This window comes from Bradyrhizobium sp. 17, from assembly GCF_023073515.1.
GTDB lineage: Bacteria > Pseudomonadota > Alphaproteobacteria > Rhizobiales > Xanthobacteraceae > Bradyrhizobium > Bradyrhizobium canariense_D.
In genome coordinates, this window is the sequence record NZ_JADPJQ010000098.1 from 160,588 (window position 1) to 186,291 (window position 25,704).

The 25,704-nt window shown below is 65.0% G+C and carries 23 protein-coding genes; 9 read left to right on the forward strand and 14 right to left on the reverse strand.

Annotated features, from left to right (window positions below):
• Window positions 1-51 precede the first annotated feature (51 nt).
• Window positions 52-642, reverse strand: coding sequence for a DUF4337 domain-containing protein (locus tag IVB13_RS18550; RefSeq protein WP_026233888.1), 591 nt, complete (start codon window positions 640-642; stop codon window positions 52-54).
• 117 nt (window positions 643-759) lie between these two features.
• Here IVB13_RS18550 and IVB13_RS18555 point away from each other — a divergent pair, with 117 nt between their 5' ends.
• Complete coding sequence (locus IVB13_RS18555) at window positions 760-1,332, forward strand: hypothetical protein (protein WP_018459838.1); 573 nt, start codon at window positions 760-762, stop codon at window positions 1,330-1,332.
• Window positions 1,333-1,336: 4 nt separating this feature from the next.
• Here the strand turns inward: IVB13_RS18555 and IVB13_RS18560 are convergent, their stop codons facing one another.
• Entirely contained in the window at window positions 1,337-2,302 is a 966-nt protein-coding gene (locus tag IVB13_RS18560; RefSeq protein ID WP_018459839.1) for a tyrosine recombinase XerC, read from the reverse strand.
• Between the two features lie 112 nt (window positions 2,303-2,414).
• On the opposite strand from IVB13_RS18560, the gene IVB13_RS18565 reads away from it, so the two are divergent.
• The gene (locus IVB13_RS18565) at window positions 2,415-4,625 is read left to right on the forward strand and encodes a primosomal protein N' (protein WP_018459840.1); all 2,211 of its coding nucleotides are present in this window, start codon (window positions 2,415-2,417) and stop codon (window positions 4,623-4,625) included.
• A gap of 197 nt (window positions 4,626-4,822) precedes the next feature.
• Here IVB13_RS18565 and IVB13_RS18570 read toward each other — a convergent pair whose 3' ends face one another.
• On the reverse strand, window positions 4,823-5,332 hold the full coding sequence (locus IVB13_RS18570; RefSeq protein WP_026233889.1) for a septal ring lytic transglycosylase RlpA family protein: 510 nt from the start codon (window positions 5,330-5,332) through the stop codon (window positions 4,823-4,825).
• A gap of 647 nt (window positions 5,333-5,979) precedes the next feature.
• Here IVB13_RS18570 and IVB13_RS18575 point away from each other — a divergent pair.
• The 6 genes from IVB13_RS18575 (at window position 5,980) to IVB13_RS18600 (ending at window position 12,870) form a co-directional block, all read left to right on the forward strand.
• Window positions 5,980-6,540, forward strand: a complete 561-nt coding sequence (locus IVB13_RS18575; RefSeq protein ID WP_027566412.1) for a F0F1 ATP synthase subunit delta — start codon at window positions 5,980-5,982, stop codon at window positions 6,538-6,540.
• Window positions 6,540-8,069, forward strand: coding sequence for a F0F1 ATP synthase subunit alpha (gene atpA, locus IVB13_RS18580; protein ID WP_018459843.1), 1,530 nt, complete (start codon window positions 6,540-6,542; stop codon window positions 8,067-8,069). The genes IVB13_RS18575 and atpA overlap by 1 nt, the downstream gene beginning before the upstream one ends.
• Window positions 8,070-8,222: 153 nt before the next feature.
• Window positions 8,223-9,098 carry a F0F1 ATP synthase subunit gamma gene (locus IVB13_RS18585; protein ID WP_026233891.1) on the forward strand — a complete coding sequence of 292 codons (876 nt, stop codon included), beginning with the start codon at window positions 8,223-8,225 and terminating at the stop codon, window positions 9,096-9,098.
• 52 nt (window positions 9,099-9,150) lie between these two features.
• Window positions 9,151-10,593, forward strand: coding sequence for a F0F1 ATP synthase subunit beta (gene atpD, locus IVB13_RS18590; protein WP_007598896.1), 1,443 nt, complete (start codon window positions 9,151-9,153; stop codon window positions 10,591-10,593).
• Window positions 10,594-10,679: 86 nt separating this feature from the next.
• Complete coding sequence (locus IVB13_RS18595) at window positions 10,680-11,087, forward strand: F0F1 ATP synthase subunit epsilon (protein ID WP_018459845.1); 408 nt, start codon at window positions 10,680-10,682, stop codon at window positions 11,085-11,087.
• 151 nt (window positions 11,088-11,238) lie between these two features.
• The gene (locus IVB13_RS18600; RefSeq protein ID WP_247489947.1) at window positions 11,239-12,870 is read left to right on the forward strand and encodes an adenylate/guanylate cyclase domain-containing protein; all 1,632 of its coding nucleotides are present in this window, start codon (window positions 11,239-11,241) and stop codon (window positions 12,868-12,870) included.
• 78 nt (window positions 12,871-12,948) lie between these two features.
• Here the strand turns inward: IVB13_RS18600 and IVB13_RS18605 are convergent, their stop codons facing one another.
• The 10 genes from IVB13_RS18605 to proB all read right to left on the reverse strand — a co-directional run bounded on the left by IVB13_RS18605 (window position 12,949) and on the right by proB (window position 22,732).
• Window positions 12,949-13,449 (reverse strand): RNA pyrophosphohydrolase, encoded by a 501-nt coding sequence (locus IVB13_RS18605; protein WP_018459847.1) that lies wholly within the window; start codon window positions 13,447-13,449, stop codon window positions 12,949-12,951.
• A 165-nt stretch (window positions 13,450-13,614) separates the two neighbouring features.
• Entirely contained in the window at window positions 13,615-14,118 is a 504-nt protein-coding gene (locus IVB13_RS18610; RefSeq protein ID WP_018459848.1) for an RNA pyrophosphohydrolase, read from the reverse strand.
• Between the two features lie 75 nt (window positions 14,119-14,193).
• Complete coding sequence (locus tag IVB13_RS18615) at window positions 14,194-15,426, reverse strand: divergent polysaccharide deacetylase family protein (RefSeq protein ID WP_018459849.1); 1,233 nt, start codon at window positions 15,424-15,426, stop codon at window positions 14,194-14,196.
• Window positions 15,427-15,571: 145 nt separating this feature from the next.
• On the reverse strand, window positions 15,572-16,927 hold the full coding sequence (locus IVB13_RS18620) for a S41 family peptidase (protein WP_018459850.1): 1,356 nt from the start codon (window positions 16,925-16,927) through the stop codon (window positions 15,572-15,574).
• Entirely contained in the window at window positions 16,924-18,255 is a 1,332-nt protein-coding gene (locus IVB13_RS18625) for a peptidoglycan DD-metalloendopeptidase family protein (RefSeq protein WP_018459851.1), read from the reverse strand. The genes IVB13_RS18620 and IVB13_RS18625 overlap by 4 nt, the downstream gene beginning before the upstream one ends.
• Window positions 18,256-18,288: 33 nt before the next feature.
• Complete coding sequence (gene rlmH, locus IVB13_RS18630) at window positions 18,289-18,771, reverse strand: 23S rRNA (pseudouridine(1915)-N(3))-methyltransferase RlmH (protein WP_018459852.1); 483 nt, start codon at window positions 18,769-18,771, stop codon at window positions 18,289-18,291.
• A 96-nt stretch (window positions 18,772-18,867) separates the two neighbouring features.
• A complete protein-coding gene (rsfS, locus tag IVB13_RS18635; RefSeq protein WP_007598906.1) occupies window positions 18,868-19,224 on the reverse strand; it encodes a ribosome silencing factor in 357 nt (118 codons plus the stop codon).
• 238 nt (window positions 19,225-19,462) lie between these two features.
• Entirely contained in the window at window positions 19,463-20,107 is a 645-nt protein-coding gene (locus tag IVB13_RS18640; protein ID WP_026233892.1) for a nicotinate-nucleotide adenylyltransferase, read from the reverse strand.
• Window positions 20,108-20,127: 20 nt separating this feature from the next.
• Window positions 20,128-21,423, reverse strand: a complete 1,296-nt coding sequence (locus tag IVB13_RS18645) for a glutamate-5-semialdehyde dehydrogenase (protein ID WP_018459855.1) — start codon at window positions 21,421-21,423, stop codon at window positions 20,128-20,130.
• Window positions 21,424-21,610: 187 nt separating this feature from the next.
• Window positions 21,611-22,732, reverse strand: coding sequence for a glutamate 5-kinase (gene proB, locus IVB13_RS18650; RefSeq protein ID WP_018459856.1), 1,122 nt, complete (start codon window positions 22,730-22,732; stop codon window positions 21,611-21,613).
• A 195-nt stretch (window positions 22,733-22,927) separates the two neighbouring features.
• On the opposite strand from proB, the gene IVB13_RS18655 reads away from it, so the two are divergent.
• Window positions 22,928-23,893 (forward strand): Bug family tripartite tricarboxylate transporter substrate binding protein, encoded by a 966-nt coding sequence (locus IVB13_RS18655; RefSeq protein WP_247489949.1) that lies wholly within the window; start codon window positions 22,928-22,930, stop codon window positions 23,891-23,893.
• A 137-nt stretch (window positions 23,894-24,030) separates the two neighbouring features.
• On the opposite strand, the gene IVB13_RS18660 is transcribed toward IVB13_RS18655, so the two are convergent.
• Complete coding sequence (locus IVB13_RS18660; protein ID WP_018459858.1) at window positions 24,031-25,665, reverse strand: alkaline phosphatase family protein; 1,635 nt, start codon at window positions 25,663-25,665, stop codon at window positions 24,031-24,033.
• Window positions 25,666-25,704 lie beyond the last annotated feature (39 nt).

Here is a 25,704-nt window from a genome sequence, read left to right on the forward strand (position 1 = left end):
AGCCGGGGCATGACAGCGCGCATGTCGCTGCGCTCATGCGGGCTACGAGCCTCAATGCAGATGCAGCAGATGCGGCGACCATGCGCCGAGCATGGTCATCCCAAGTCCGGCAAGCGACAGCAGGCCCGCGATCCAGGCGAGCGGCAGCATGCCGGTGATGATGGTGGCTGAGGCCAGCACGATGCCGATCTGGAAGGCGGCGGACGCCAGCTCGAAGTGATGATATTTCGCAGTCGCCTCGTCGCGCTCATGCTCGGCGTGCTTGGCCTTTTCGGCCAGCTGCTCGGTGCCTTCGCCGGTCTCCGGCTCGGAGCGGTAGCGCTGCGCGGTCTTCTGCCAGTCCTCGATCTGCTTCTGCACGGCCACCTTGTTGGCCTCGTCGCTCGCCGCGCCGAGGATGAGCTTGCCCTGGTCGGCCATGGTCTGCACCACGGTGCGGCGGATGCTCTTGGCCTGGAAGAACGCCCAGAGGTTGGAGGCCTCGACGTTCTTGCTGATCGATTCGGTCTGGGCGCCCTTGCCGAGCGTCTCGGAGATCGCCAGGAACAGCGCCAGAACCGCGATCAGGAGCGCGATCTTCTTGTTCGAGCCGGACGCGTGTTCGGCGTGCTCGGCATGCTCCATGCTTTCATGTGCGCTCATAAATCCCTCCTGCCTGTTTACCAACGATTGACCGAACTGCGCGACGGGCGCAAGTGGCAAGCCGCGATGGCCGTTGCAATTAAGGGTTTCGCGTCGGGGCTGATCTAGTCCTGTCCCATGACCACAGCGGAATTCATCGCAGCCTGCGTCTGGCCTTCCATCCTCGCATCCGCGCTTGCGCTGCTGAAGGCCCGCAACACCGCGGCCTTTCCGTTCGTCGGCAAGATTGTCCTCGCGCTTGGCCTGACCTACATCGGCCTGTTGCGGTTTTATGACAAGAGCTCGATCATCGCAGTCAACGACGTCCATGTCGGCCTCGTTGTTCTGGGCCTGATTATCGTCGGCTCGCAGCTGCGACAACCTCCGCTGTACGGCTCATGGCGTGACCAGGCGAAGGCGTTCGCCTCGATGATCCTGATCGTGCTGCTCGGCAGCGGTCTTGCATGGTATGCCGGACGAATGCTGTTTCTCGATCACCTGACGTCCCGCCTTGTGATCGAAGGCCGTGTCGATCGTGCGTGGAGGTCAGGTAGCCGCCGCAAAGCGGACTATCTCGTTCGCATCGCGGGCCAACCGGTGAAGGTCACGGCGCCGCTGTACGAGCGGCTGGAGACGTTCAGGCCGATGGTCCGCGTCGAGGTCGGGCGCGGCTCGAACTACGTCTACGATATCGAGTATCTCGCCAACTGAGCCGCTATCGGCGCGGATGCGCGCTGGCATAGACTTCCAGCAGCCGCTCGGCATCGATGCCGGTATAGATCTGCGTGGTCGAGAGCGAGGCATGGCCGAGCAATTCCTGGATCGCGCGCAAATCGCCGCCGCGTGACAACAGGTGCGTGGCGAAGGAATGCCGGAGCGCGTGCGGCGTGGCGCTGTCGGGCAGGCCGAGCGCGCCGCGCAGCCGCTCCATCGCGAGCTGGATGATGCGCGGGCTCAAGGGCCCGCCGCGTGCGCCGACGAAGATCGGCCCCTCCGCCGGCAGCGGATACGGGCACATGGAAACGTATTCTTGCACCAGTGCGAGCACGTTCTGGAGCACCGGCACCATGCGGGTCTTGTTGCCTTTGCCCGTCACGATCAGCACGTCGCCTTCACCGGGACGCGGGACCTCGCGGCGCGTCAGCCCCAGCGCTTCGGAGATGCGCAGGCCTGAGCCGTAGAGGAGAGCCATCACGGCGGCGTCGCGCGCAAGAATCCAGGTCTCGCGGTCCTCGCCGGCGCGCTCGTCGGCGTCCGCAAGACGTTTGGCCGACGCCATCGGCAGCGGCTTGGGCAGGCTCTTTGCGACTTTCGGCGCGCGGATCGCCGAGAGCGCCCCGACCTTGCCCTTGCCTTCGCGCTCGAGAAAGCGGCCGAACGAGCGCAGGCCCGCGAGCGCGCGCATCAGGCTGCGGCCGGCAATATCGTCGGCGCGGCGCATCGCCATGAAGGCTCTGATATCGGTGGCCTCCAGCGCGGCGAAACGCTTTAGCGTCACTCGCTCGCCCCAATGGCCGCAGAGGAAAATCAGGCACTGCCGCAAATCGCGGGCATAGGCTTCCAGCGTCTTCGGCGACAGCCGCCGCTCCGCGCCGAGATGCGACAGCCAGCGCGTCATCTCCCGCGCGATGTCAGGATCGGCGCTGGCGAGCTCGATTTGTGGGGCGGCCGCTTTGCTCATGCGCTCTGGACGTGGTGATTCCACTCAGTATATCGCATCACACTCGTTTATCGTTCGCTAAGGCCGCCTCAGGGCGCTAGCCTTGAAGCCCCCGGGTTCCGATTCCCCCTCCATGGATCACACGTCGCGCAGCAACGCCGTCTCCGCCAACGCGACCCGCATGGTCGACGTGCTGGTGCCGGTCGCGCTCGACCAGACCTATTCCTACAAGGTGCCGCGCGGAATGGAGCTGAAGGCGGGCGATATTATTGGCGTGCCGCTCGGCCCGCGCGAGGTGCTCGCCGTGGTCTGGGCCGAAAACGCCAATCCTGATCCGCGCCTGCACAACCGCCTCAAGGAGGTCAGCGAAAAGCTCGACATCCCGCCGTTGAAGCCCGAGCTGCGTGCGGTCGTGGACTGGATCGCCAATTACACGTTGAGCCCGCGCGGCATGGTGCTGCGCATGTGCCTGCGGATGGGCGAAAACCTCGGCCCCGAGCGGGTGCGCGCCGGCGTGCGCCTGGTCGGCGATCCGCCAAAACGTCTGACGCCGGCGCGGCAGCGCCTGATCGAGGTGCTGTCGGACCGGCTGCTGCACGGCAAGTCCGAGGCGGCCAGAGAGGCCGGGGTTTCGGCCGGCGTGATCGACGGCCTCGTCGACGAAGGAACGCTCTCGGTCGAGCCGATGCCCCCGCCTCCGCCGCCGCCGGCCCCAGATCCGGATTTCAGCCGGCCGGATTTTTCGCCGCTTCAGCGCGCCGGGGTCGATGCCATGCGCGCACTCGCCGCCAACGGCAGCTTTCACGTCGCGCTGCTCGACGGTGTCACCGGCTCGGGCAAGACCGAGGTTTACTTCGAAGCCGTCGCCGAGGCGATCCGCCGCGGAAAACAGTCGCTCATCCTGATGCCGGAGATCGCGCTCACCGGCCAGTTCCTCGATCGCTTCGCGCAGCGCTTTGGCGTGCGCCCTCTGGAATGGCATTCCGAGCTGACGCCGCGCACCCGCGCGCGCAATTGGGCGGCGATCTCCGAGGGCAGCGCGCCGGTTGTGGTCGGCGCGCGCTCGGCGCTCTTTCTGCCCTACGCCAATCTCGGCCTCATCGTGGTCGATGAAGAGCACGACCAAGCCTACAAGCAGGACGAGGGCGTGCATTATCACGCCCGTGACATGGCGGTGGTGCGCGCGCATATCGCAAAGGTTCCGATCGTGCTGGCGTCGGCGACGCCGTCGGTCGAATCCGAGGTCAATGCGCGCAAGAACCGCTATCAGCGCATCGCTCTGCCGTCGCGCTTCGGCGGCCAGCACATGCCACATATCGAGGCCATTGACATGCGCCGCGAGCCGCCGGCGCGCGGCCGCTTCATCTCGCCGCGGCTGGCGTCCGAGATCAGGACCGCGATCGAGCGGCGCGAGCAGGCGCTACTGTTCCTCAATCGCCGCGGTTATGCGCCGTTGACGCTGTGCCGCGCCTGCGGCCATCGCTTCGCCTGCACCATCTGCGATGCCTGGCTGGTCGATCACCGCTTCCGCCAGCGCCTCGTCTGTCACCATTGCGGCTTCTCGATGCCGCGCCCGCAAACCTGTCCGCATTGCGCGGCGGAGGAATCGCTGGTCGCGGTCGGGCCCGGCGTCGAGCGCTTGCAGGAGGAGGCGGCGGCGCTGTTCCCGGAGGCCCGCACCATGGTGCTGTCGAGCGATCTCATCACCTCGATCGAGACGATGCGCTCCGAGCTGAACGACATCGCGGAGGGCCGCGTCGACGTCATCATCGGCACCCAGCTCGTCGCCAAGGGCCACAATTTTCCGCGGCTCAATCTGGTGGGCGTGGTCGATGCGGATCTCGGCCTGTCCAATGGCGATCCGCGCGCCTCCGAGCGCACCTGGCAGTTGCTCAACCAGGTGATCGGCCGCGCCGGGCGCGAGCAGGGCCGTGGCATCGGTTATCTCCAGACCCACCAGCCCGATCATCCCGTGATGAAGGCGCTGATCGCCTGCGACCGCGAAGCGTTCTACGATAGCGAGATCGATTTGCGCGAACGCACGCTCTATCCGCCGTTCGGGCGGCTCGCGAGCCTGATCATTTCCGCCGGCGACCGGCCGAGCGCCGAAGGCTTTGGCCGCCACCTCGTTGCGCTCGCGCCGCGCGACGAACGCGTTGTGGTGCTGGGCCCGGCGGAAGCCCCGCTCGCGGTCATCAAGGGCCGCTACCGCTTCCGCATCCTGGTGAAATCGGCGCGCGGCTTCGACCTGTCGGATTATCTGCGCAACTGGCTTGCCGCATGCCCGAAGCCGAAGGGCAATCAAAAGCTCGAAGTCGACGTCGATCCGCAGAGCTTTTTGTAAGGAGCTGCAAAACTCCCCGTCATTGCGAGCGCAGCGACTTGTCCGCCGAAGCTTTAGCGAAGGCGGAAGCAATCCAGAATCCCTCCACGGAGGCAGTCTGGATTGCTTCGTCTCTCCGCTCCTCGCAATAACGGCGGAAGAACAAACAAAAAGCCCGCCGTCCCCCAAGACGGCGAGCTTGTTTCAGGCGTCGCGCTTTAGGAGACGACTTCGGCAGTGACGCGGCCGACGCCGGCGCCGGTGAGGCCGATGGCACGGGCAGCGCCCGTGGAGAGGTCGAGGACACGGCCGCGGATGAACGGGCCACGGTCGTTGATGGTGACGATGACGCTCGAGCCGCCATGGGTGACACGCAGCTTGGTGCCGAACGGCAGTGAACGGTGCGCCGCGGTCATGGCGTTCTGGTTGAAGCGCTGGCCGGAGGCGGTCCTGCTGCCGGACTCGTTCCCGTAAAAGGAAGCCATGCCGGAGAAGGAACGTCCGGTGCCCTGCGACGGCGTCATCGATGCATTGGCGTTACGCCAATCGGAGGTCGTGTTGGCATCGGTCTGGGCGTGGTGGCGGTGATGATGGTGGGAATAGCGATGGTGATGGCGGGATTTGGCGGAAGCTTCGGTGGCAGTTCCCCCGATGAGAAGAGTTGCGGCAACAAAGGCGATCGCCTTACGCGGCCGGGTCACTGAGCCCAGCGTCTTCAAACAAAGCATATATTGGTCCCTAAGCTAGTATTGCCACATATGTGGCAAGTGGAGCCCCCGTAAGTTTGCGAGCGGGATCGCGTTTCGATTCCTAATGAGGCGTGAATTGGGCAGTAAATCCGTTCTGTGTCGCTGTGTAATATCTTGTTACCGGCAGGGATGTTCGGCCGACATTCCGTAATATTGGAATTTAGCAGTTTGTTAACCTCTATATTACTCGCGAATACTGTAAAACGAAGTCATCGCTTTCCGCATTTAGAATTCAGAAAGTATTCGGCGAGTGGAGCCGGGAGGGCTGGAATCACGCCTCAGCGATCCGTGTTCATGGCGGCTATGCGCTGAGGGCAGGAACCAATCGCCGGCCTCGGCTCAGGGTTGGGCTTAAGCGCTGTGGCAATTCCGCGGCATGGCAAGGTCGTCGTCGCGTCGTCGTGGAGTGCGACGAACTGGCGACAGAACGTCATGCCTTTAATTTGGCGTCATGTTGCACGTGCGCGCCTGCTATGTTAGCAAAGCCGCGATTTTAACGAGCCCGGCACTTCCGTGCGGGGTCGAAAATCGAAGTCCCGCTTGAATTCCAAGGGCTTGGATCGCTAGGCGCCGCTTCGTGGCGACGGTTTTTCCCTTGCGAGTTTGACAGCAAAAAGAGCACGTCTGTGGCTGCAGAAGATACGTCCGTTTCCGGTGTGTCGGGCCGTTATGCAACGGCCTTGTTTGAACTGGCCCGCGACCAGAAAGTGGTCGACGAGGTCAAAGCCGATCTCGAAAAATTCGAGGGCATGCTGAACGAAAGCGCCGATCTGAAGCGCCTCGTCCGCAGCCCCGTGTTCGCGGCCGATGCCCAGTCCAGAGCCCTCTCGGCCGTGCTGGACAAGGCCGGCATCGCCGGCATCTCCGCCAATTTCCTGAAAGTGCTGACCGCCAACCGCCGCCTGTTCGCGGTGGCTGACGTCATCCGCGCCTATCGCGCCCTGGTCGCCAAGTTCAAGGGCGAGGCGACGGCCGACGTCACCGTGGCGGAGGCGCTCTCGGACAAGAATCTCGACGCCCTCAAGGTTGCCCTGAAGTCGGTGACCGGCAAGGACGTCGCGCTCAACGTGAAGGTCGATCCCTCGATCATCGGTGGCCTCGTGGTCAAGCTTGGCAGCCGAATGATCGATAGCTCGCTTCGCACCAAACTCAATTCGATCAAGCACGCGATGAAAGAGGCAGGCTGATGGACATCCGCGCCGCGGAAATTTCCGCGATCCTCAAGGACCAGATCAAGAATTTCGGCCAGGAAGCTGAAGTCTCCGAAGTCGGACAGGTGCTGTCCGTCGGCGACGGTATCGCTCGCGTTTTCGGTCTGGATAACGTCCAGGCCGGTGAAATGGTCGAATTCGAGAACGGCACCCGCGGCATGGCGCTGAACCTCGAAACCGACAACGTCGGTATCGTTATTTTCGGCGCTGACCGCGAGATCAAGGAAGGTCAGACCGTCAAGCGCACCCGCGCCATCGTGGACGCGCCGGTCGGCAAGGGCCTGCTCGGCCGCGTCGTCGACGCGCTCGGCAACCCCATCGACGGCAAGGGCCCGATCCAGGCCGACAAGCGCATGCGCGTCGACGTCAAGGCGCCCGGCATCATTCCGCGCAAGTCGGTGAACGAGCCGATGGCGACCGGCCTCAAGGCGATCGATGCCCTGATCCCGATCGGCCGCGGCCAGCGCGAGCTGATCATCGGCGACCGTCAGACCGGCAAGACCGCGATCGCGCTCGACACCATCCTCAACCAGAAGCCGCTCAACGCGCAGCCGGACGAGAACATCAAGCTGTATTGCGTCTACGTCGCGATCGGCCAGAAGCGCTCGACGGTTGCCCAGTTCGTGAAGGTGCTGGAAGAGCAGGGCGCGCTCGAATATTCGATCATCGTCGCCGCCACCGCGTCGGATCCGGCACCGATGCAGTACATCGCGCCGTTCACCGGCTGCACCATGGGCGAGTACTTCCGCGACAACGGCATGCACGCCGTCATCATCTATGACGATTTGTCCAAGCAGGCCGTCGCCTACCGCCAGATGTCGCTCCTGCTGCGCCGCCCGCCGGGCCGCGAAGCCTATCCGGGCGACGTATTCTATCTGCATTCCCGCCTGCTCGAGCGCGCGGCGAAGCTGAACAAGGACCAGGGTTCGGGCTCGCTGACGGCGCTGCCGGTCATCGAAACCCAGGCCAACGACGTGTCGGCCTACATTCCGACCAACGTCATCTCGATCACCGACGGCCAGATCTTCCTGGAAACCGACCTGTTCTTCCAGGGCATTCGCCCCGCGGTGAACGTCGGTCTGTCGGTGTCGCGCGTCGGCTCCTCGGCACAGACGAAGGCCACCAAGAAGGTCGCCGGCAAGATCAAGGGCGAGCTCGCGCAGTACCGCGAAATGGCGGCGTTCGCGCAGTTCGGCTCCGACCTCGACGCCTCGACCCAGCGCCTGCTCAATCGCGGCTCGCGTCTGACCGAGCTCCTGAAGCAGCCGCAGTTCGCGCCGCTGAAGATGGAAGAGCAGGTCTGCGTGATCTGGGCCGGCACCAACGGCTATCTCGACCCGCTGCCGGTCAACAAGGTGCGCGCGTTCGAGGACGGTCTGTTGTCGCTGCTGCGCGGCAAGAACGTCGAGATCCTCAACGCGATCCGCGACAGCCGCGATCTCTCCGACGACACCGCCGCCAAGCTGAAGTCGGTGGTCGAAGGTTTCGCCAAGAGCTTCGCATAAGAGAACGGTCGCAAGGCCGGGCTTCTTGTCCCGGCCTTCCGTGCCTCACTGCATGGAAACGAAGACGTGGATGCCCGGGACACGCCCGGGCATGACGACTGGGATAGGCTAGCGGCTTGATCCAAGGGGTCGAACCGCCGGGGTGAACGAAGAATGGCGTCACTTAAAGACATGCGCGTCCGCATCGCCTCCACCAAGGCGACGCAGAAGATCACCAAGGCCATGCAGATGGTCGCGGCGTCCCGGTTGCGCCGCGCCCAGCAAGCGGCCGAGGCGGCGCGGCCCTATGCCGACAAGATGAGCGCGGTGATCTCCAACATCGCCAGCGCTGCCGCCGGTTCGCCCGGCGCCCCGGTGCTGCTGGCCGGCACCGGCAAGGATCAGGTTCACCTACTGCTGGTCTGCACCGGCGAGCGTGGTCTGTCCGGCGCGTTCAACTCCTCGATCGTGCGCCTCGCGCGCGAGCGCGCCCAGGCGCTGTTGGCGCAGGGCAAGGAAGTCAAATTCTTCTGCGTCGGCCGCAAGGGCTACGAGCAGCTCCGCCGCCTGTACGACAAGCAGATCGTCGAGCATCTCGACCTGCGCGGCGTTCGTCAGCTCGGCTTCGTCAACGCGGACGACATCGCCAAGAAGGTGCTGGCCCGCTTCGATAACGGCGAATTCGACGTCTGCACGCTGTTCTACGCGCAGTTCAAGTCGGTGATCGCCCAGGTCCCGACCGCGCAGCAGATCATTCCGCTGACCGTGGAAGAAAAGGCGGCGACCGCGCCGTCGACGTCCTACGACTATGAGCCGGAGGAAGACGAACTCCTCTCCGGCCTGTTGCCGCGGAACATCGCGGTGCAGATTTTCCGTGCGCTGCTGGAAAACAACGCCTCGTTCTATGGCGCGCAGATGAGCTCCATGGACAACGCCACCCGCAACGCCGGCGAAATGATCCGCAAGCAAACCCAGATCTACAACCGAACCCGTCAAGCCCAGATCACCAAGGAGCTGATCGAGATCATCTCCGGCGCCGAGGCGGTCTGACGCACGAACCAAACGACGGTCGTTCAAGTAAAGAATTTCGAAGGAGAGCTTCATGGCTACAGCAGCTACCCAGGTCGGTCGCGTCACCCAGGTCATGGGCGCCGTCGTCGACGTTCAGTTCGAAGGCCATCTGCCGGCCATTCTGAATTCGTTGGAAACCAGGAACGGCAACATCCGCCTCGTGCTGGAAGTTGCACAGCATCTCGGTGAGTCCACCGTGCGCACGATCGCGATGGACGTGACCGAAGGTCTGGTCCGCGGCCAGGAAGTGACCGACACCGGTCAGCCGATCTCGGTTCCGGTGGGTGCAGGCACGCTCGGGCGCATCATGAACGTGATCGGCGAGCCGATCGACGAAGCCGGTCCGATCCAGTCCGAAGGCATGCGCGCCATCCACCAGGAAGCGCCGAGCTACACCGACCAGTCGACCGAAGCTGAAATTCTCGTCACCGGCATCAAGGTCGTCGACTTGCTCGCGCCCTACGCCAAGGGCGGCAAGATCGGCCTGTTCGGCGGCGCCGGCGTCGGCAAGACCGTGCTGATTCAGGAGCTGATCAACAACGTCGCGAAGGCGCACGGTGGTTACTCCGTGTTCGCCGGCGTCGGCGAGCGTACCCGCGAGGGCAACGACCTCTATCACGAGTTCATCGAGTCCAAGGTCAACGCCGATCCGCATAATCCGGATCCGAGCGTCAAGTCGAAGTGCGCGCTGGTGTTCGGCCAGATGAACGAGCCGCCCGGCGCTCGCGCCCGCGTCGGCCTCACCGGTCTGACCGTCGCCGAGCACTTCCGCGACCAGGGCCAGGACGTGCTGTTCTTCGTCGACAACATCTTCCGCTTCACCCAAGCCGGCTCTGAAGTGTCGGCGCTGCTCGGTCGTATCCCGAGCGCCGTGGGTTACCAGCCGACGCTCGCCACCGACATGGGCGCGCTGCAGGAGCGCATCACCACCACGCAGAAGGGTTCGATCACCTCGGTGCAGGCCATTTACGTTCCGGCCGACGACTTGACCGACCCGGCGCCCGCGACCTCGTTCGCGCATTTGGACGCCACCACGGTGTTGAACCGCGCGATCTCGGAAAAGGGCATCTATCCGGCGGTGGACCCGCTCGACTCGACCTCGCGCATGCTCTCGCCGCTCGTCGTCGGCCAGGAGCACTACGACACCGCGCGTCAGGTCCAGCAGGTGCTGCAGCGCTACAAGTCGCTGCAGGACATCATCGCCATTCTCGGCATGGACGAGCTTTCGGAAGAGGACAAGCTGACGGTGGCCCGCGCCCGCAAGATTGAGCGCTTCCTGTCGCAGCCGTTCCACGTCGCCGAAATCTTCACCGGCTCGCCCGGCAAGTTCGTCGACCTCGCGGACACCATCAAGGGCTTCCGCGGCCTCTGCGAAGGCAAGTACGACCACCTGCCGGAAGCCGCCTTCTACATGGTCGGCACCATCGAAGAGGCGATCGAGAAGGGCAAGAAGCTGGCGGCCGAGGCGGCCTAAGCTGCGAAGGGCGAGCAGGGAGTAGCGAATAGTCGCGCCGCTCCCGCTCCATTCGCAATTCGCTACTCACCATTCGCAGGTTTCCAATGGCCACCTTCCACTTCGATCTCGTCTCGCCGGAAAAGCTCGCCTTCTCGGGCGAGGTCGACCAGGTCGATATCCCCGGCGTCGAAGGTGACTTCGGCGTGCTGGCGGGACACGCGCCGGTCGTGGCCGCGATCCGGCCCGGCATTCTCACCGTGACCACCGGCGGCAAGCACGAGAAGATCATCGTGCTCGGCGGTATCGCCGAAGTCTCCGAGAAGGGCCTGACCGTACTCGCCGACGTCGCGACCTCGCTGGCCGAGCTCGACCGCGCGCAGTTCGCCGCGACCATCTCGGAGATGGAAGAGGGCTTGAAGGAGCACGAAGGCAACGAGCTCGATCAAGCCATCGCCCGGCTCGACCACTTCAAGAGCATCCAGCAGCAGCTCAGCAGCACGGCGATGCACTAAGCCCCGGTGCACTGCGCCGGGGCCCGAACTGAAAATTCCTGAATAAGTTCAGCGCTCGTCACGGGAGTGGCGGGCGCTGAAACTTTGTTGCACGGCGCCGCCGATAGCGCCATTCTGCGCCCGCGAACTTTGTTCCGGGGGCCGACCGCAGATGAAACGCAAGATCGCAGCGATTTTCGCGGCCGATATTGCCGGTTACTCGCGACTGGTTGCGGAAGACGAAGAGGAGACGCTGCGGCGTCTCGCCGCCTATCGCGAGGTCGTCGATGATTTCATTGCCAGGGCGGGCGGACGCATCTTCAACACCGCGGGCGATGCCGTGCTTGCGGAATTTCCAAGCGCAGTCGATGCGGTGCGCTGCGCGATCGACATTCAGGAATCCCTGCGAACCCGCAACATGGCCTATCCGCCGAGCCGGCAGATGTCGTTCCGCATCGGTATCACCATCGGTGACGTGGTCGAGCGCGACGGCGATCTGCTCGGTGAAGGCGTCAATATCGCCGCCCGGCTCGAGGGCCTCGCCGAGGTCGGGGGCATCTGCGTCTCCCGCGCCGTGCACGAGCAGGTCGCCAACAAGCTGTCGGTGCAGTTCGCCGATATCGGCGCGCAGGAGGTCAAGAACATCCCGACGCCGGTGCACGCCTACATGGTGGCGATGCGGCGCGGGGACGGTAGCTACGCGACGCCGCAGATCAAGAAGGTGACGAAGGCTGAGGCCGCGCCGAACTGGATGTGGCCGCTGGTGGTCGGTGTCGTCTCCGTCGTCGCCATCGGCGTCGGCGGCTTCCTCTATTTCACCAAGCTCGAGACGACCAGGGCGCCGGCGGTTGCAGTGACCGCGCCAAGCCCAGCATCAAGTCCGATGCCCAACGCGGCTGCGGCAGCAGCGCCAAGCCCGTCATCCACCATGGCGGCGAAAGCGCCGATGCCCATGCCGGCACCATCGGCTTCACCGATGGCCGGCAAGTTTCCTGCCGACAGCGTCCCCTTCATCAACGAGCGCATCCGCAACTACCTGGCCGGCGACTATTCCGCTGCCGGCGACTACAAGGCGTTCGCACTCAATGTCGGCGGGTTCACCGGCGCGTCGTTGAATCAGCCGAACGAGGAAGCCGCGCGCAACGCCGCACTCGATCAGTGCCAGAAGCGCGCCGATGCCGCGCAGTCGCCGCGGCGTTGCGAGCTCTATGCAGTCGGCAACAATGTGGTCTACACGCACGGCAAACCGCCGATGCCGCCGCAACCGTTCGTCCGGCATGATGCCATGACCGAGCGCGCCTTCGCCTCGAAAGACTTTCCGATGGTGCGCGATCCCGCCAAGGTCCGGCTCGAGAACATGTTCGTGCCCGCGGCAAAATCCCGCGCGGTCGCGCTCGGCCCCGGCGGCCAATATTTCATGGTGATGGGCGCATCGTCCACCGACGATGCCGCGCGGCGTTCACTGGAATCGTGCGGTGCGATCGCCGGCGTCGCCTGCCTGGTCGTTGCGGTCGACGAGAATTTCGTCGTGCCGATCCCGACCCTGCTCCGGATCACCGGCTTCTTCCATGCGGCGTCGAACGCCTCGATCATCGCAGATGCGCGCGACGAGGTCGTGCGCAAGCTCGCCGACGGCATGGGCTGGAACGCCGTCGCGGTCGGCACCGCGGGCCGGCCGGGCCTCGGCCTCAAGGCCGCGGACGAGCAGACCGCCGTCAATTCCGCGCTCGCCGACTGCGCCAAGCGCGACAGCGACTGCCACCTCATCGCAATCGGCCCGTTCACGGTGGGACCGATCAACTAGGCTCACGCAAATTTCCGGGCAAAGTTCTCTAATGATTTCAACCCCGTTCTACTGTGCATGGGGTTGTTTTTCGCGTTTTTAGTTCGCGAACGGCGCAAACTGCTGCGCCACTGCGCTGTAGACGTGGCGGCGGAACGGCACCACGACATCGGGGACGCGGTCGAGCCGCTCCCAGCGCCAGGCGTCGAACTCGGCGGGCTGCCCGTTGCGCGGCGTCAGCGGATCGATCTCGTCATCCTTGCCGGTGAAGCGTAACGCGAACCATTTCTGGCGCTGGCCGCGGAATTTCGCCAGTCGATGTGTCTGCGGCCCGTCATATGGCGGGAATTCGTAAGTCAACCAGTCGGTCTCGCCGAGATAGGATGCGCTCTTGACGCTGGTCTCTTCCCAGAGCTCGCGCAGCGCGGCATCGCGCAAATCCTCGCCCTCGTCGACGCCGCCCTGCGGCATCTGCCAGTCCAGACCCGGCAGGATGATCTCGGGTCCGTCGCCCTTGAAGCGGTGCCCGATCAGCACGCGGCCATCGGCATTGAACAGCGCGATTCCGACATTGGGACGGTAGGGTTTTTCAGTGCTCACGCGTGGATCTCTCGTCGTCATTTCAGGCTGTGCATTAGAGCGTTTTCGAGCGAAGTGGATACCGGTTCGCGTCAAGAAAACGCGTCAAAATAAAAAACTAGAGCCCCGTCCCGATTCTATCGGAACGGAACTGGCTCTAGCATCAACCTGGAATGGCGACTTGAACTAATCCTGCGCCAGCGCGGAAAATTCCTTCACCACGCGCTCGTAGACCGGGCGCTTGAACGGGACGATCAGCCCGGTCAGGTTCTTCATCGGCTCCCAGCGCCAGCTCACGAACTCGGCCTTGTGACCGCCGCCGGGCTTTTCGACGTTGATCTCGCTATCCTTGCCGGTGAAGCGGACCGCGAACCATTTCTGGCGCTGACCGCGGTAGCGGCCCTTCCAGGTGCGCCCGGCGACCGTGCGCGGAATGTCGTAAGTGAGCCAGTCCGGAACTTCGCCGAGCCGCTCAACCGAACGCACGCTGGTCTCCTCATAGAGCTCGCGCTTGGCGGCCTCCCAATTGTCCTCGCCGGGATCGACGCCGCCCTGCGGCATCTGCCAGACATGGGTGTCGTCGACATGCTCGATGCCGCCAGCGCGGCGGCCGATGAACACCAGTCCGTCCTTGTTGAGCAACATCACGCCGACGCAGGTCCGGTAGGGCAGATCCTCGTAACGCGCCATTCCGCCAGACCTCTCGCATGCTGTCGGTAAGGCTTAAGCAGGCCCCGCGGGCCTGTACCATACCAATCCGTTGATTTAGCTGGATTTTGATTTCAGCATCGCGGTTGTCAATGGCACCAAAAGGATACCTCGGTCGCCCAATGTCTTGGTCCAGGCGCCGATGCGCTCGATCGAGACCGGGAGGGCGGAGGCGGTGCCCACGGCCACGCCGCGCTCGCGCGCCGCCGCTTCGAGCTTGGTCAGGGCGCGGTCGATCTCGGCCGGGGTCGGCACCGCGTCAATCGCGATATCGCCCTTGCCGAACGGCATCGCCTGGCTGCCGGCCGCTTGCGGCGCGATGCTGCGCGGCGAGGAGCCGTCGTCGAAGAAGCCGAGCCCGCGCTTGGCCGCCTCGCGGATGATCGGCTGCATCGCCGGCTCCGTCGCGATGAAGCGGGCGCCCATGAAATTGGTGAGGCCGGCATAGCCCTGCATCCGGCTCAAATGCCAGTACAGGCGGTCCATGTTCTGGTCGGCACTCAGCGAGGTCAGCAGCGTCTGCGGTCCCGGATCGTTGTCGGGGAAGTCATAGGGCTCCATCGGGATCTGGAGGAAGATCTCGTGGCGCTGGGCGCGGGCGCGCTCGGCGAGTTTTCCTGGATCGGACCCATAGGGCGTGAAGGCCAGCGTCACCGCCGCTGGCAACCGCATGATGGCATCGGTGGTCTTGGCGGCGCCGACGCCGAGGCCGCCGATCAGGATCGCGACCACCGGCATCTTGGCGGCCTTGGCGCGGTCGGCATCCGCCGCATAGACGTTGAACGGCTTCAGATCCCCGGAAACCGCGGGGATCATGCCATAGCGCGATTTCTCAAGAAGTTTTGGGTCGATCCCGGCCATGACGGGCGGCGGTGCGGAGGCCGCCGCCGTCTCGCTTTTGCCGGCGGCATCGCCGCCGATCACCACGTCGTGGCGCATGCCGGTGGAACCGTCGATCATGGTGACGGTCTTCTGCTCGCCCGCCTGCTTCGGTGCGTCCTTGGTCTCTTGCTTGCTTTCCTGCTTGCTGTCCTGGCCATGGCCGGCCGCGGCCGGCTTGTCGTCGCCAGCCTTGTCTGCGGCATTGGGTTCGCGGATCGCGAGCCGTGTCATTGGCTCGCCGCCGAGCGGATCCTTGTTGAAGATGGCGAAGCCGGCAAAGGTGACCAGGAACAGTCCGAGCAGGACCGCGAGCAGCTGCATGGCCGTGAACGGCAGCCGCAGCCGACGTTTCCGGCGCGGCTTGTCCCGTCCGAGCGGGGCGCTCAGATCATCGGCCGTTTCAGTCATGCGCGATCCCGAATCACTCAGCAATGACGATACCACGCCGGGGTCAAGCGGCGGCAGGCCGGGATAGGCCGGGGGATATCAGGAGTTCCAAGCAAAAAGGGCGGCTCCGGGAGCCGCCCTTTTCGTCAGATCGCGATGCGCCGACCTAGTTCGCCGCTTTGGGCTTGTCGGTCGTGGCCTTGTCGCCGCCCGGCGTGGGCGCCGCGGACGCGCTGTTCTTGATGCCGTGGAGCAGATCGTCGGCGAGCTTGAGCGCCTTGTCGTCCTTGGCGTCCGGCGGAACGTAGGACTGCGAGCCGGTCTTCTCGTCGCCGTCGTTCTTGAGATGGCCGCGCAGCGAAGCTTCGCCCTTGGTGTCGGTACGCGACTTCAGCTCGTCCGGCACGTCCTGCAGCACTTCGATGTCGGGCACGATGCCCTTGGCCTGGATCGACTTGCCCGACGGCGTGTAATAGCGCGCCGTGGTCAGACGCAGCGCGCCGTTGCCGGAGCCGAGCGGAATGATGGTCTGCACCGAGCCCTTGCCGAACGAGCGTGTGCCGACGATGGTCGCACGCTTGTGGTCCTGCAGCGCGCCGGCGACGATCTCCGACGCCGAAGCCGAGCCGCCGTTGACCAGCACGATGACCGGCTTGCCCTTGGTGAGGTCGCCCGTATGCGCGGTACGGCGCTGGGTCTCCTCGGCATTGCGGCCGCGGGTCGAGACGATCTCGCCCTTCTCCAGGAAGGAGTCGGAGACGGTGACCGCTTCCTCGAGCAGGCCGCCCGGGTTGTTGCGGAGGTCGATGACGTAGCCCTTCAGCTTGTCGCCGATCTGATTCGAGAGGTTGGCGACCTCGCGCTTCAGGCCTTCGGTGGTTTGCTCGTTGAAGGTGGTGATGCGGATATAGGCGATGTCGTCGGCCTCGACGCGGGCGCGCACCGAACGGACGCGGATGTTGTCGCGCACCAGCGTGACGTCGATCGGATTGTCCTGGCCCTTGCGGATGATCTTCAGCTTGATCTTGGTGTTGACCGGGCCGCGCATCTTCTCGACCGCCTGGTTCAGGGTCAGGCCCTGCACCGCCTCGTCGTCGAGATTGGTGATGATGTCGTTGGCCATGACACCGGCGCGCGAGGCCGGGGTGTCGTCGATCGGCGAGACCACCTTGATCAGGCCGTCTTCCATCGTGACTTCGATGCCGAGGCCGCCGAACTCACCGCGGGTCTGCACCTGCATGTCGCGGAAGCTCTTGGCGTCCATGTAGCTCGAATGCGGATCGAGACCGGTAAGCATGCCGCTGATCGCGGATTCGATCAGCTTGGTGTCGTCGGGCTTCTCGACATAGTCCGAGCGCACGCGCTCGAACACGTCGCCGAACAAATTGAGCTGGCGATAGGTGTCCGCAGTGGCGGCTCGCGCGCTGGAGCCCATGAAGACCGCGCGCGGTTGCGTCACGAACAGCGTCAGCGCCGCACCGGTGGCCGCGCTGAGGAGGATAACTGAAGTCTTGCGCATCATCCGCGAACCTTCTCGCCTTCATTTGCGGCCCACCATGGGCCTGGATCGATTGGAGTGCCGTCTTTGCGGAACTCGACATAGAGCACAGGTTGACTCGCGTTCGTGGCGAGAATGGAGGCGACTTGAGAGGTCGACCCCATGGTCGCGACAGGCTCCCCCGTGAGCACGAATTGTCCGATGTTGACCGAAATGCGCTCCATCCCGGCGATCAGCACATGATACCCGCCCCCGGCATTGAGGATCAAGAGTTGTCCATAGCTGCGGAACGGGCCGGCATAGACCACCCAGCCATCACACGGCGTCGTGACCTGGGAGCCGGGCCGCGTCGCCAGCGAAATGCCCTTCTGGACCCCGCCGAGCCCGTCCGAACCGCCGAAATCCCTGATCTTGTTACCGTTAACCGGCAGAGGCAGGAGGCCCTTGGCCGCGGCGAAGGCCATCGCAGGGGTGGTGCGGGAACGATCCTTGAATGTGCCGGGGCCGGTCTTGGCGCTGGCGGCCGCGTTTGCAGCCGCCTTGGCCTCGGCCTGCTTGGCGGCCTCAGCTGCTTTCTCGGCCGCCTTGGCGGCGCTTTGCAGATCCTGCTCCATCTTGGCGATCAGCCCCTGGAGATCGCCGACCTGTCTTGAGAGCGCAACGGCGCGCGCGTTCTCGGCGTCGAGGTCCTTTTCGCGCGACGCCTGCTGACGCTGCCGTTCGTCGACCAGAGCCGCGAGCCGGGTCTGGTCGTTGCGCACCTTGTCGCGGTCGGAGGCAAGCTGGTCGCGCTCGGTCGCGATGGTCTTGCGCAAGGCCACGAGCTCGCCGAGCTCGCCCGCGATCTTCTCGGCACGGCCGCGCAACTCCGGCACCACGGCACCGAGCAGCATCGCCGTGCGCAGCGATTGCAGGGCATCCTCGGGCCGTACCAGAAGTGCCGGCGGCGTCCGCCTTCCGGCGCGCTGCAAGGCCGCCAGCACCTCGACGATGTCGGCGCGGCGTGAATCGAGCGAGCTGCGCATCGCCTGTTCGCGGCCGTTCAGCGATCGCAGCCGCGCTTCGGCCTCGTCGATCTTGGTCTCGACGGTGCGCACATTGGCGGCGGTGTCGATCAACTGTTGATTGAGCTGGGTGCGGTCCTGGCCGAGCGAGGTGATCTCGGCCTTGAGCTTGGCCTGCGCTTCCTCAGCGCTCTTCTTGCTGGCGCGCGCGGCTTCGAGCTCCTGCTCGCGCTGCTTGATCGCATCGGGCGCTACGGCCGCAGTCTGCGGTGCAGGCGTCTGAGCTTGCGCGAGGCTTGCGCCGGCAACGCCGGCGATCAGCAGCAGGTTGAAAATCGGCGCTCGCATCGCTTTAAGCAAAGGTGCTCGTTGTGGCGCGGATCACGCGCGGTGATAGGGGTGGCCCGCCAGAATGGTGGCGGCCCGATAAAGCTGTTCCAGAAGCATGACGCGGACCATTTGATGCGGCCAGGTCGCAGAGCCGAACGCGATCACGAGCTTGGCCTTACGGCGCAATTCGGGCGAAAGTCCGTCCGCCCCTCCGATCATGAAGATAGTATGACCGGCACCCTCGTCGCGCCAGCGCCCGAGATGCCGTGCGAATACGGTCGAATCCAGATTCTGGCCGCGCTCGTCCAGCGCCACCAGCACCGACTTTTCGGGAATATGGGCGGAGATCGCCGCGGCCTCTTCGGCCATCCGCGTCGCCGTATCGCGCGCGCGGCTTTCGGGCAATTCGTGGATGGCGAGCTCGCGGAATCCGAGCTTGCGGCCGGCCTCGTCGAACCGCTCGAAATAGCGCTCGGCAAGCTCCCGTTCGGGGCCCTGCTTCAGCCGGCCCACCGCAATGACGGCTATGCGCATGATATGTTCAGGGTCGCGTTTTCTGGACCGCGCGCGATCTGCGCGCGCACGACGCTAGCATGCGCGTCAGCCGATTCGAAATCGGCCAGCAGCCTCTCAGATCGCCTTCGCCGCCCCTGGGCCCTGCGTGTACAATCTCTCGAGACTGTAGAACTCGCGGACCTCGGGTCTGAACACGTGCACGATCACATCGCCGGAATCGATCAGCACCCAGTCGCAATTGGGCAAGCCCTCGACGTGGATGTTCTTGATGCCGTTTTCCTTGAGGCCTTTGGCGACGTTCTCCGCGATCGCGCCGACGTGCCGGTTCACCCGGCCGGTGGTGACGATCATGTAGTCGGAGTAGGCCGATTTGCCGCGAAGGTCGATGGTCACAGTCTCTTCCGCCTTCATGTCGTCGAGGCGGGAGAGGATCAGGCTCAGCGTCTTGTCGGCGTCGGGTTGCGCCTTCAAGGCCGCAGCTTTGGTCGATGTTTTACGCGTCGGCTTGGCAACCTTGGGTAAAACAGACTTCGGTGAAGCCGTCTTGGGTGAGGCTGTCTTGGACAATACAGATGTGGTCAGGGACCATTCCTTTCACTGTATCGCGAACGCCGAATCCGGCGCCCACTGGTTACACTACATCATGTGGGGTTAAGGGTTTCAATATGCCAGAGAGCCCGAAGACCGCATGGCGTTCGCACAATCTGACTCACTTCGTACCTTTCCAGCTTCCGTCCGGGTTCCGTAAGCCGGTCGACGAGAGATTCAGCTTCATTCCGGTCAGGAACACCCAGGCTGGCGCGGGCCGGTCCGCGAGCAAGGCGGCCTCATTCTCCGGCATCCGATAGCGCCTGAGCGCCTGGGCGGCGGGAGAGGCGAGGGCGCGAAAACTCTGCGGCGGACGGTCGATGACCGCGATCGGCACCTGGTCGGCGATGCGCCGCCAGTGCTGCCAACGATGGAATTGAGCGAGGTTGTCGGCGCCCATGATCCAGACAAAGCGCAAGCCCGAGAGGCGGCGGCGCAAGGTGTTGATCGTATCGATGGTATAGCGCGTGCGAATGACGGATTCGAGACAGCTCACCTCGATCCTGGGATCGTCGGCCATTTCGCGCGCCGCCTGCATGCGCGCGCCGAGCTCATGCAGCGCGCCGTTCTCCTTCAGCGGATTGCCTGGCGTCACCAGCCACCACACGCGATCGAGCTGGAGTCGTTTCAGCGCGAACTGGCTGATCGCGCGATGGGCCTGGTGCGGCGGGTTGAACGAGCCGCCGAGCAGGCCGATGCGCATGCCCGAGGTATGGGTCGGTATGGCCTGCGCGAAGAAACGTGGCGCGACGAAATTGTTGCTCAATGCCCCGCGCCCTGCGTCGTCTACGGCCGCGTCTGCCCGGTGCCGTGAACGCGATATTTGAAGCTCGTCAGCTGCTCGGCGCCAACCGGGCCGCGGGCGTGGAATCTGCCGGTGGCAATGCCGATCTCGGCACCGAAGCCGAACTCGCCGCCGTCGGCGAACTGCGTCGAGGCGTTGTGCAGCACGATCGCGGAATCGACCTCGCTCAGGAATTTTTTCGCAGCGGTCTCGTCGGCGCTCACGATCGCATCGGTATGGTGCGAACCGTGATTTTGGATATGCGCGATCGCGCCGTCGACGCCGTTCACCACCTTCGCTGCGATGATCGCATCGAGATATTCGGTGTCCCAATCGTCCGCGCTCGCGGGTTTGACGCGCGCATCGATCTTTTGCACGGCGTCGTCGCCACGCACTTCGCAGCCGGCCTCGATTAGCATCTCAACCAGCGGCTTGAGGTTTTTACCGGCTGCGGCGCGATCGACCAGCAGCGTCTCGGCGGCGCCGCAGACGCCGGTGCGGCGCATCTTGGCGTTGAGCACGATCGATTTCGCCATGGCGAGGTCGGCGCTGCCGTCGACGTAAATGTGGTTGACGCCTTCGAGATGCGCGAACACCGGCACGCGCGCTTCCTGCTCGACGCGCGCGACGAGGCTCTTGCCTCCGCGCGGCACGATCACGTCGATGGCGCCATTCAATCCCGACAGCATCTGGCCTACCGCCGCGCGGTCGCGCGTCGGCACCAGCGTGATGGCAGCCTCGGGAAGGCCCGCTTCGCGCAGGCCCTGCACCAGGCAGTCATGGATCGCGCGGCAGGAGCGGAAACTGTCGGAGCCGCCGCGGAGGATCACGGCATTGCCCGACTTCAGGCACAGCACACCGGCGTCCGCCGCAACGTTCGGCCGGCTCTCGAAGATCACGCCGACGACGCCGAGCGGCACGCGCACGCGCTCGATGGTCATGCCGTTCGGCCGTTGCCAGCTCTCGGTGACGATGCCGACGGGATCGGCAATGCCGCGCACGATGCCGATGCCCTCGGCCATGCCCTCCACCCGCGCCGGCGTCAGCGTCAGGCGGTCGATGAAGGACGAGGTGGCGTTGCCGGAGGCGCGGGCCTCGGTGACGTCCTCGGCATTGGCGGCGAGGATCGCGGCGGCATTGTTGCGGATCGCCCGCGCCATGGCCTCGAGCGCCCGGTTCTTCTGCTCCGGCGGCGCCAGCGCCAGCACGCGCGCGGCAGCGCGGGCACGGGTACCGAGATCGGTCATCAGCGCCTGAAGATCGGCATTGCCGTCGACGGCTTTGAGGGGGGCGGCCATGGGAGTTTCAACCTTCTGCTAAGGCAGTGTCCTAGCACGGAAATCCCGCTTTTGCGAAGGGTCGGCAGGGTATGGCAGGGCTTCACGTGCCGGACGGCAGCTCGATCAATGGCCCAGCTCCGGCGTCATGGCCGGGCTTGACCGGCCATCCACGCCTCGGCCGGCGCCTACTCGGATGCCCTAGCGGCTACCCGCCCACCACCAGATCATCCCGGTGGATCATCTCGGACCGCCCGCTGATGCCGAGGATGGCCATGACATCCGGGGAGGAGCGGCCCTTGATCCGCTCGGCATCGTCGGCGTCGTAGGCGATCAGGCCGCGGCCGACCTCGCTGGTGTCGGGGCCGCGCACGATCACGGCGTCGCCGCGGGCGAACTGGCCCTCGACCTTGATCACGCCGGCCGGCAGCAGGCTGGCGCCGGCGCGCAGGGCCGCGACCGCGCCGGCGTCGATCGTCAGCGTACCCTTCGGCTCAAGCGAGCCCGCGATCCAGCGTTTTCGCGAGGTGATGGGATTGGCCGGCGTCAGGAACCAGGTGCAGCGGCCGCCATCGGCGATCGCCTGCAACGGATGCTCGATCTTGCCCGAGGCGATCAGCATATGCGTGCCGCCGGTGGTCGCGATCTTGGCAGCTTCGACCTTGGTGCGCATGCCGCCGCGCGACAGCTCGGACTCGGCGTCGCCTGCCACAGCCTCGATCTCGGAGGAGATGCTGTCGACGACGGGAATGAGCCTGGCGTTCGGGTTGTTCTTCGGCGGGGCGTCGTAGAGCCCGTCGATGTCGGACAGCAGCACCAGCAGGTCGGCGCTGGCCATGGTGGCGACGCGCGCGGCGAGGCGGTCGTTGTCGCCGTAGCGGATCTCGTTGGTGGCGACCGTGTCGTTCTCGTTGATCACGGGGATCGCGCGCCACTCCAGCAGCTTGCCGATAGTGGAGCGCGCGTTGAGATAGCGGCGGCGCTCCTCGGTGTCCTGCAGCGTCACCAGGATCTGGCCGGCGCCGATGCCGTGGGCGCCAAGCACCTCCGACCAGATGCGGGCGAGCGCGATCTGACCGACGGCGGCGGCTGCCTGACTCTCCTCCAGCTTCAGCGGGCCGCGCGGCAATTTCAGGCGGCTGCGGCCGAGCGCGATCGAGCCGGAGGAGACGACGAGCACGTCACGCCCCTCGCGATGCAGCTTGGCCATGTCGTCGGCGAGCGCGGCAAGCCAGGACGCGCGCACCTCGCCCTTGTCGGAATCGACCAGCAGCGCGGAGCCGACCTTGACGACGATGCGGCGGAATTGACTGAGTTCGGGGCTGGCCATGTGTGCAAGTGCTGGCGCGTGTGACGGATTGCTCTGCATCGGACACGGCGGAGCGAGAGCGGCGCCGATGAGGCCCTGCTTTTGCAGCAGGACGATGGCCCGCGCAAGGCGCCGGCATGCTAAAGGATGAACGCCGGGTTGCCCCGGGCGGCCGTCCGGCTCTCATGCTGCCAACCATAACGGTGGAGGAAACCCATGGATCGCCGCAAATTCATGGTCCGGTGTCTGAGCCTGCCGCTGCTGGCGCAGGTGGGAGCGACGCGCGCACAGGCTGGGCTCACCAAGATCATCTTCCCGTTCGCGGCCGGCGCGGGCGGCGACACGCTGTGCCGGCTGAACGCGCAGGAGATGGCGCCGGCACTGCAGCGGACCATCGTGGTCGAGAACCGCACCGGCGGTGACGGCCTGATCGGCATCAAGGCGGTGAAGGGGGGAAGCCCCGACGGCAGCATGGTGCTGGTGACGACCGGACCCACGATGTACCTGCTGCCGATGGTCGAGACGATTCCGAGCTTCGATGCTGCAAAGGATTTCGTCCCGGTCTCGCTGCTGGCGCGCTTTGAATTTGCGCTGGTGATCAGCCCGGCGGTCGACGCTGTGGATTTCAAGTCGTTCGCGGCCTGGCTGAAGGCACATCCGGACAGGACCTCGTTCGGCGTACCCAGCAGCGGCACCATTCCGCATTTCATGGGCTCGAAGCTGGAGAAGGACCTCGGCATTCCCTTGAGCCGCGTGCCCTATCGCGGCAGCGCAGCTATCCTCAACGACCTCGTCGGCGGCCATGTTCCGTTCGGGATCACCACGCTGGCCGACGCGCTTGCGCAGCATCGCGCCAAGGGCGTGAAGATCATCGCGGTGAGCAGCGCGGAACGTTCGCCCTTTGCCTCAGAGGTGCCGACCTTGAAAGAGAGCGGCATCGATCTCGTCGCCGACGCCTGGTACGGCATGTGGCTTCCCGCCGGCAGCTCGCCGGAATTCGCAAGCAAGCTCGGCGCGGCCGCAAGCGCCGCGCTCGCCAAGCCCGAGGTGAAGGAGAAGCTCACCGCGATCGGTCTGATCCCGGTGGGCAGCAGCGCGGAAGGTCTGACCAAGGAGCTCGCCGCCAACACCGCGTTCTGGCAGCCGGTCGTGAAGGCGACGGGGTACAAGATCGAGAATTAGTTTCTGTTTGCGCTCCGCTCTCCGCCGTCATGGCCGGGCTTGTCCCGGCCATCCACGTGCACCGCCACCTAACGCAAGACGTGGATGCCCGGGTCAAGCCCGGGCATGACGAGCTGAGAGAGGCTCTTTCCGCTCACTCACAGCTTCGCGCGCTGCGCGATCCCGTCCTTGATCGACGCCAGCTCCGCTTCGTCCCAAACACCGATCAAAATCCCGCCCTTCACCTGGAGCTGGTTGTCGGCATAGGCGGCGATTTTCTCGCGCGGCGTCGTGATGTGGTCGTTGGGATGCAGCGCCCAGTCGAACAGCTCGGCCTGCAGTCGAGCGATGACGCCGGCGCACTCGGGATCGTCGCCGCGATCCAGAAACTCTTCCGGATCGGTTTCGAGGTCGTACAGCATCGGGAGGAAGCCTGAGGCGTGGATGTATTTCCAGCGGCCGTCGAACACCATGAACAGGCGACAGCGTTCGATCGGCTGATTCAGCTTCAGCCGCACGTCCTGCATGACATAGTCGTATTCGGAGAACGCCACCTTGCGCCAATCCGGCGGACTCTCGCCGCGCAGCAGCGGCAGCAGCGAGCGTCCCTCGAGGATATGGCCCGGCACCTTGCCGCCGAAATAGTCGACGAAGGTCGGCGCGAGATCGATGGCTTCGACCAGCGCATCGTTGCGCGTGCCACGCGTCGCATCCGCCTCCTTCGAGGGATCGATGATGATGAGCGGGATCTTCGCCGACTGCTCGTGGAACAGATCCTTCTCGCCCATCCAGTGATCGCCGAGATAGTCGCCGTGATCGGAGGTGAACACGATCATGGTGGTGTCCAGCAGGTCGCGCTCCTCCAGGAACTTCATCAGCACGCCCATCTGGGCGTCGATCTGGGTGATCAGGCCCATATAGGTCGGGATCACCTTCTCGCGGGCATCGTCGCGCGCCATGTTGCGGGAGTAGCGCATGTCCATATAGGCGCCGAACACCGGATGCGGGTTCTGCCGCTCGCGCTCGGAGCGGATCACCGGGATCATGTCCGATGTCGAATACATGCTGGCGTAGGGTTCGGGCGCGATGTAGGGCCAGTGCGGCTTGATGTAGGACAGATGCAGGCACCACGGCCTGCCGTCGGTCTCGGCCTCGCCGATGAAATCCATGGCGCGTCGCGTCATGTAGGGCGTCTCGGAATGCTCGTCCGGCACGCGCGCGGCCTTGTCGGCATGCACGAGCAGCCAGCCGTTCTGGAGCGAGCCGTCCTCGGCCGCGCCTGAATTGGCCCAATGCTCCCAGGGATTGGGCGCATCAAAGCCCTGCTGGCGCAGATATTCGTCGTATTTCGGACGCGGCCGCCCCGTGGGATGCAGGCCGTCGTCACGCTCATAGGGCTCAAACCCGCATTCGGCGACGTGCACGCCGATCATCGATTCCGGCGGGATGCCGAGCGCCTTCATGCCTTCGAGATCGGGCGCCATGTGGGTCTTGCCGACCAGCACGTAGCGCACGCCGAGCTTCTTGAGGTGATCGCCGAGGGTGGGCTCGCCGACCCGCAACGGCCAGCCGTTCCAGTGCGAGCCGTGCGAGCGCATGTAGCGCCCGGTGTAGAACGACATCCGCGAGGGGCCGCAGATCGGCGACTGCACATAGGCCTTGCTGAAGAGCACGCCGCGCTTCGCCATGGCGTCGATGTTCGGTGTCTTCAGCGTGGGATGGCCGGTGCAGCCGAGATAGTCATAGCGAAGCTGGTCGCACATGATCCAGAGAACGTTCTTCGCGCGCGCCATGCGTGATCCCTGCCGTTTCTTGATTGTGGGATGCTGCGC

What these genes read in the sequence shown, in the direction of transcription:
- IVB13_RS18550 (WP_026233888.1), bottom strand. Translation starts at nt 642, where the DNA reads ATGAGCGCACATGAAAGCATGGAGCATGCCGAGCACGCCGAACACGCG.
- IVB13_RS18555 (WP_018459838.1), top strand. Translation starts at nt 760, where the DNA reads ATGACCACAGCGGAATTCATCGCAGCCTGCGTCTGGCCTTCCATCCTC.
- IVB13_RS18560 (WP_018459839.1), bottom strand. Translation starts at nt 2,302, where the DNA reads ATGAGCAAAGCGGCCGCCCCACAAATCGAGCTCGCCAGCGCCGATCCT.
- IVB13_RS18565 (WP_018459840.1), top strand. Translation starts at nt 2,415, where the DNA reads ATGGATCACACGTCGCGCAGCAACGCCGTCTCCGCCAACGCGACCCGC.
- IVB13_RS18570 (WP_026233889.1), bottom strand. Translation starts at nt 5,332, where the DNA reads ATGCTTTGTTTGAAGACGCTGGGCTCAGTGACCCGGCCGCGTAAGGCG.
- atpA (WP_018459843.1), top strand. Translation starts at nt 6,540, where the DNA reads ATGGACATCCGCGCCGCGGAAATTTCCGCGATCCTCAAGGACCAGATC.
- IVB13_RS18585 (WP_026233891.1), top strand. Translation starts at nt 8,223, where the DNA reads ATGGCGTCACTTAAAGACATGCGCGTCCGCATCGCCTCCACCAAGGCG.
- atpD (WP_007598896.1), top strand. Translation starts at nt 9,151, where the DNA reads ATGGCTACAGCAGCTACCCAGGTCGGTCGCGTCACCCAGGTCATGGGC.
- IVB13_RS18595 (WP_018459845.1), top strand. Translation starts at nt 10,680, where the DNA reads ATGGCCACCTTCCACTTCGATCTCGTCTCGCCGGAAAAGCTCGCCTTC.
- IVB13_RS18600 (WP_247489947.1), top strand. Translation starts at nt 11,239, where the DNA reads ATGAAACGCAAGATCGCAGCGATTTTCGCGGCCGATATTGCCGGTTAC.
- IVB13_RS18610 (WP_018459848.1), bottom strand. Translation starts at nt 14,118, where the DNA reads ATGGCGCGTTACGAGGATCTGCCCTACCGGACCTGCGTCGGCGTGATG.
- IVB13_RS18615 (WP_018459849.1), bottom strand. Translation starts at nt 15,426, where the DNA reads ATGACTGAAACGGCCGATGATCTGAGCGCCCCGCTCGGACGGGACAAG.
- IVB13_RS18620 (WP_018459850.1), bottom strand. Translation starts at nt 16,927, where the DNA reads ATGATGCGCAAGACTTCAGTTATCCTCCTCAGCGCGGCCACCGGTGCG.
- IVB13_RS18625 (WP_018459851.1), bottom strand. Translation starts at nt 18,255, where the DNA reads ATGCGAGCGCCGATTTTCAACCTGCTGCTGATCGCCGGCGTTGCCGGC.
- rlmH (WP_018459852.1), bottom strand. Translation starts at nt 18,771, where the DNA reads ATGCGCATAGCCGTCATTGCGGTGGGCCGGCTGAAGCAGGGCCCCGAA.
- IVB13_RS18645 (WP_018459855.1), bottom strand. Translation starts at nt 21,423, where the DNA reads ATGGCCGCCCCCCTCAAAGCCGTCGACGGCAATGCCGATCTTCAGGCG.
- proB (WP_018459856.1), bottom strand. Translation starts at nt 22,732, where the DNA reads ATGGCCAGCCCCGAACTCAGTCAATTCCGCCGCATCGTCGTCAAGGTC.
- IVB13_RS18655 (WP_247489949.1), top strand. Translation starts at nt 22,928, where the DNA reads ATGGATCGCCGCAAATTCATGGTCCGGTGTCTGAGCCTGCCGCTGCTG.
- IVB13_RS18660 (WP_018459858.1), bottom strand. Translation starts at nt 25,665, where the DNA reads ATGGCGCGCGCGAAGAACGTTCTCTGGATCATGTGCGACCAGCTTCGC.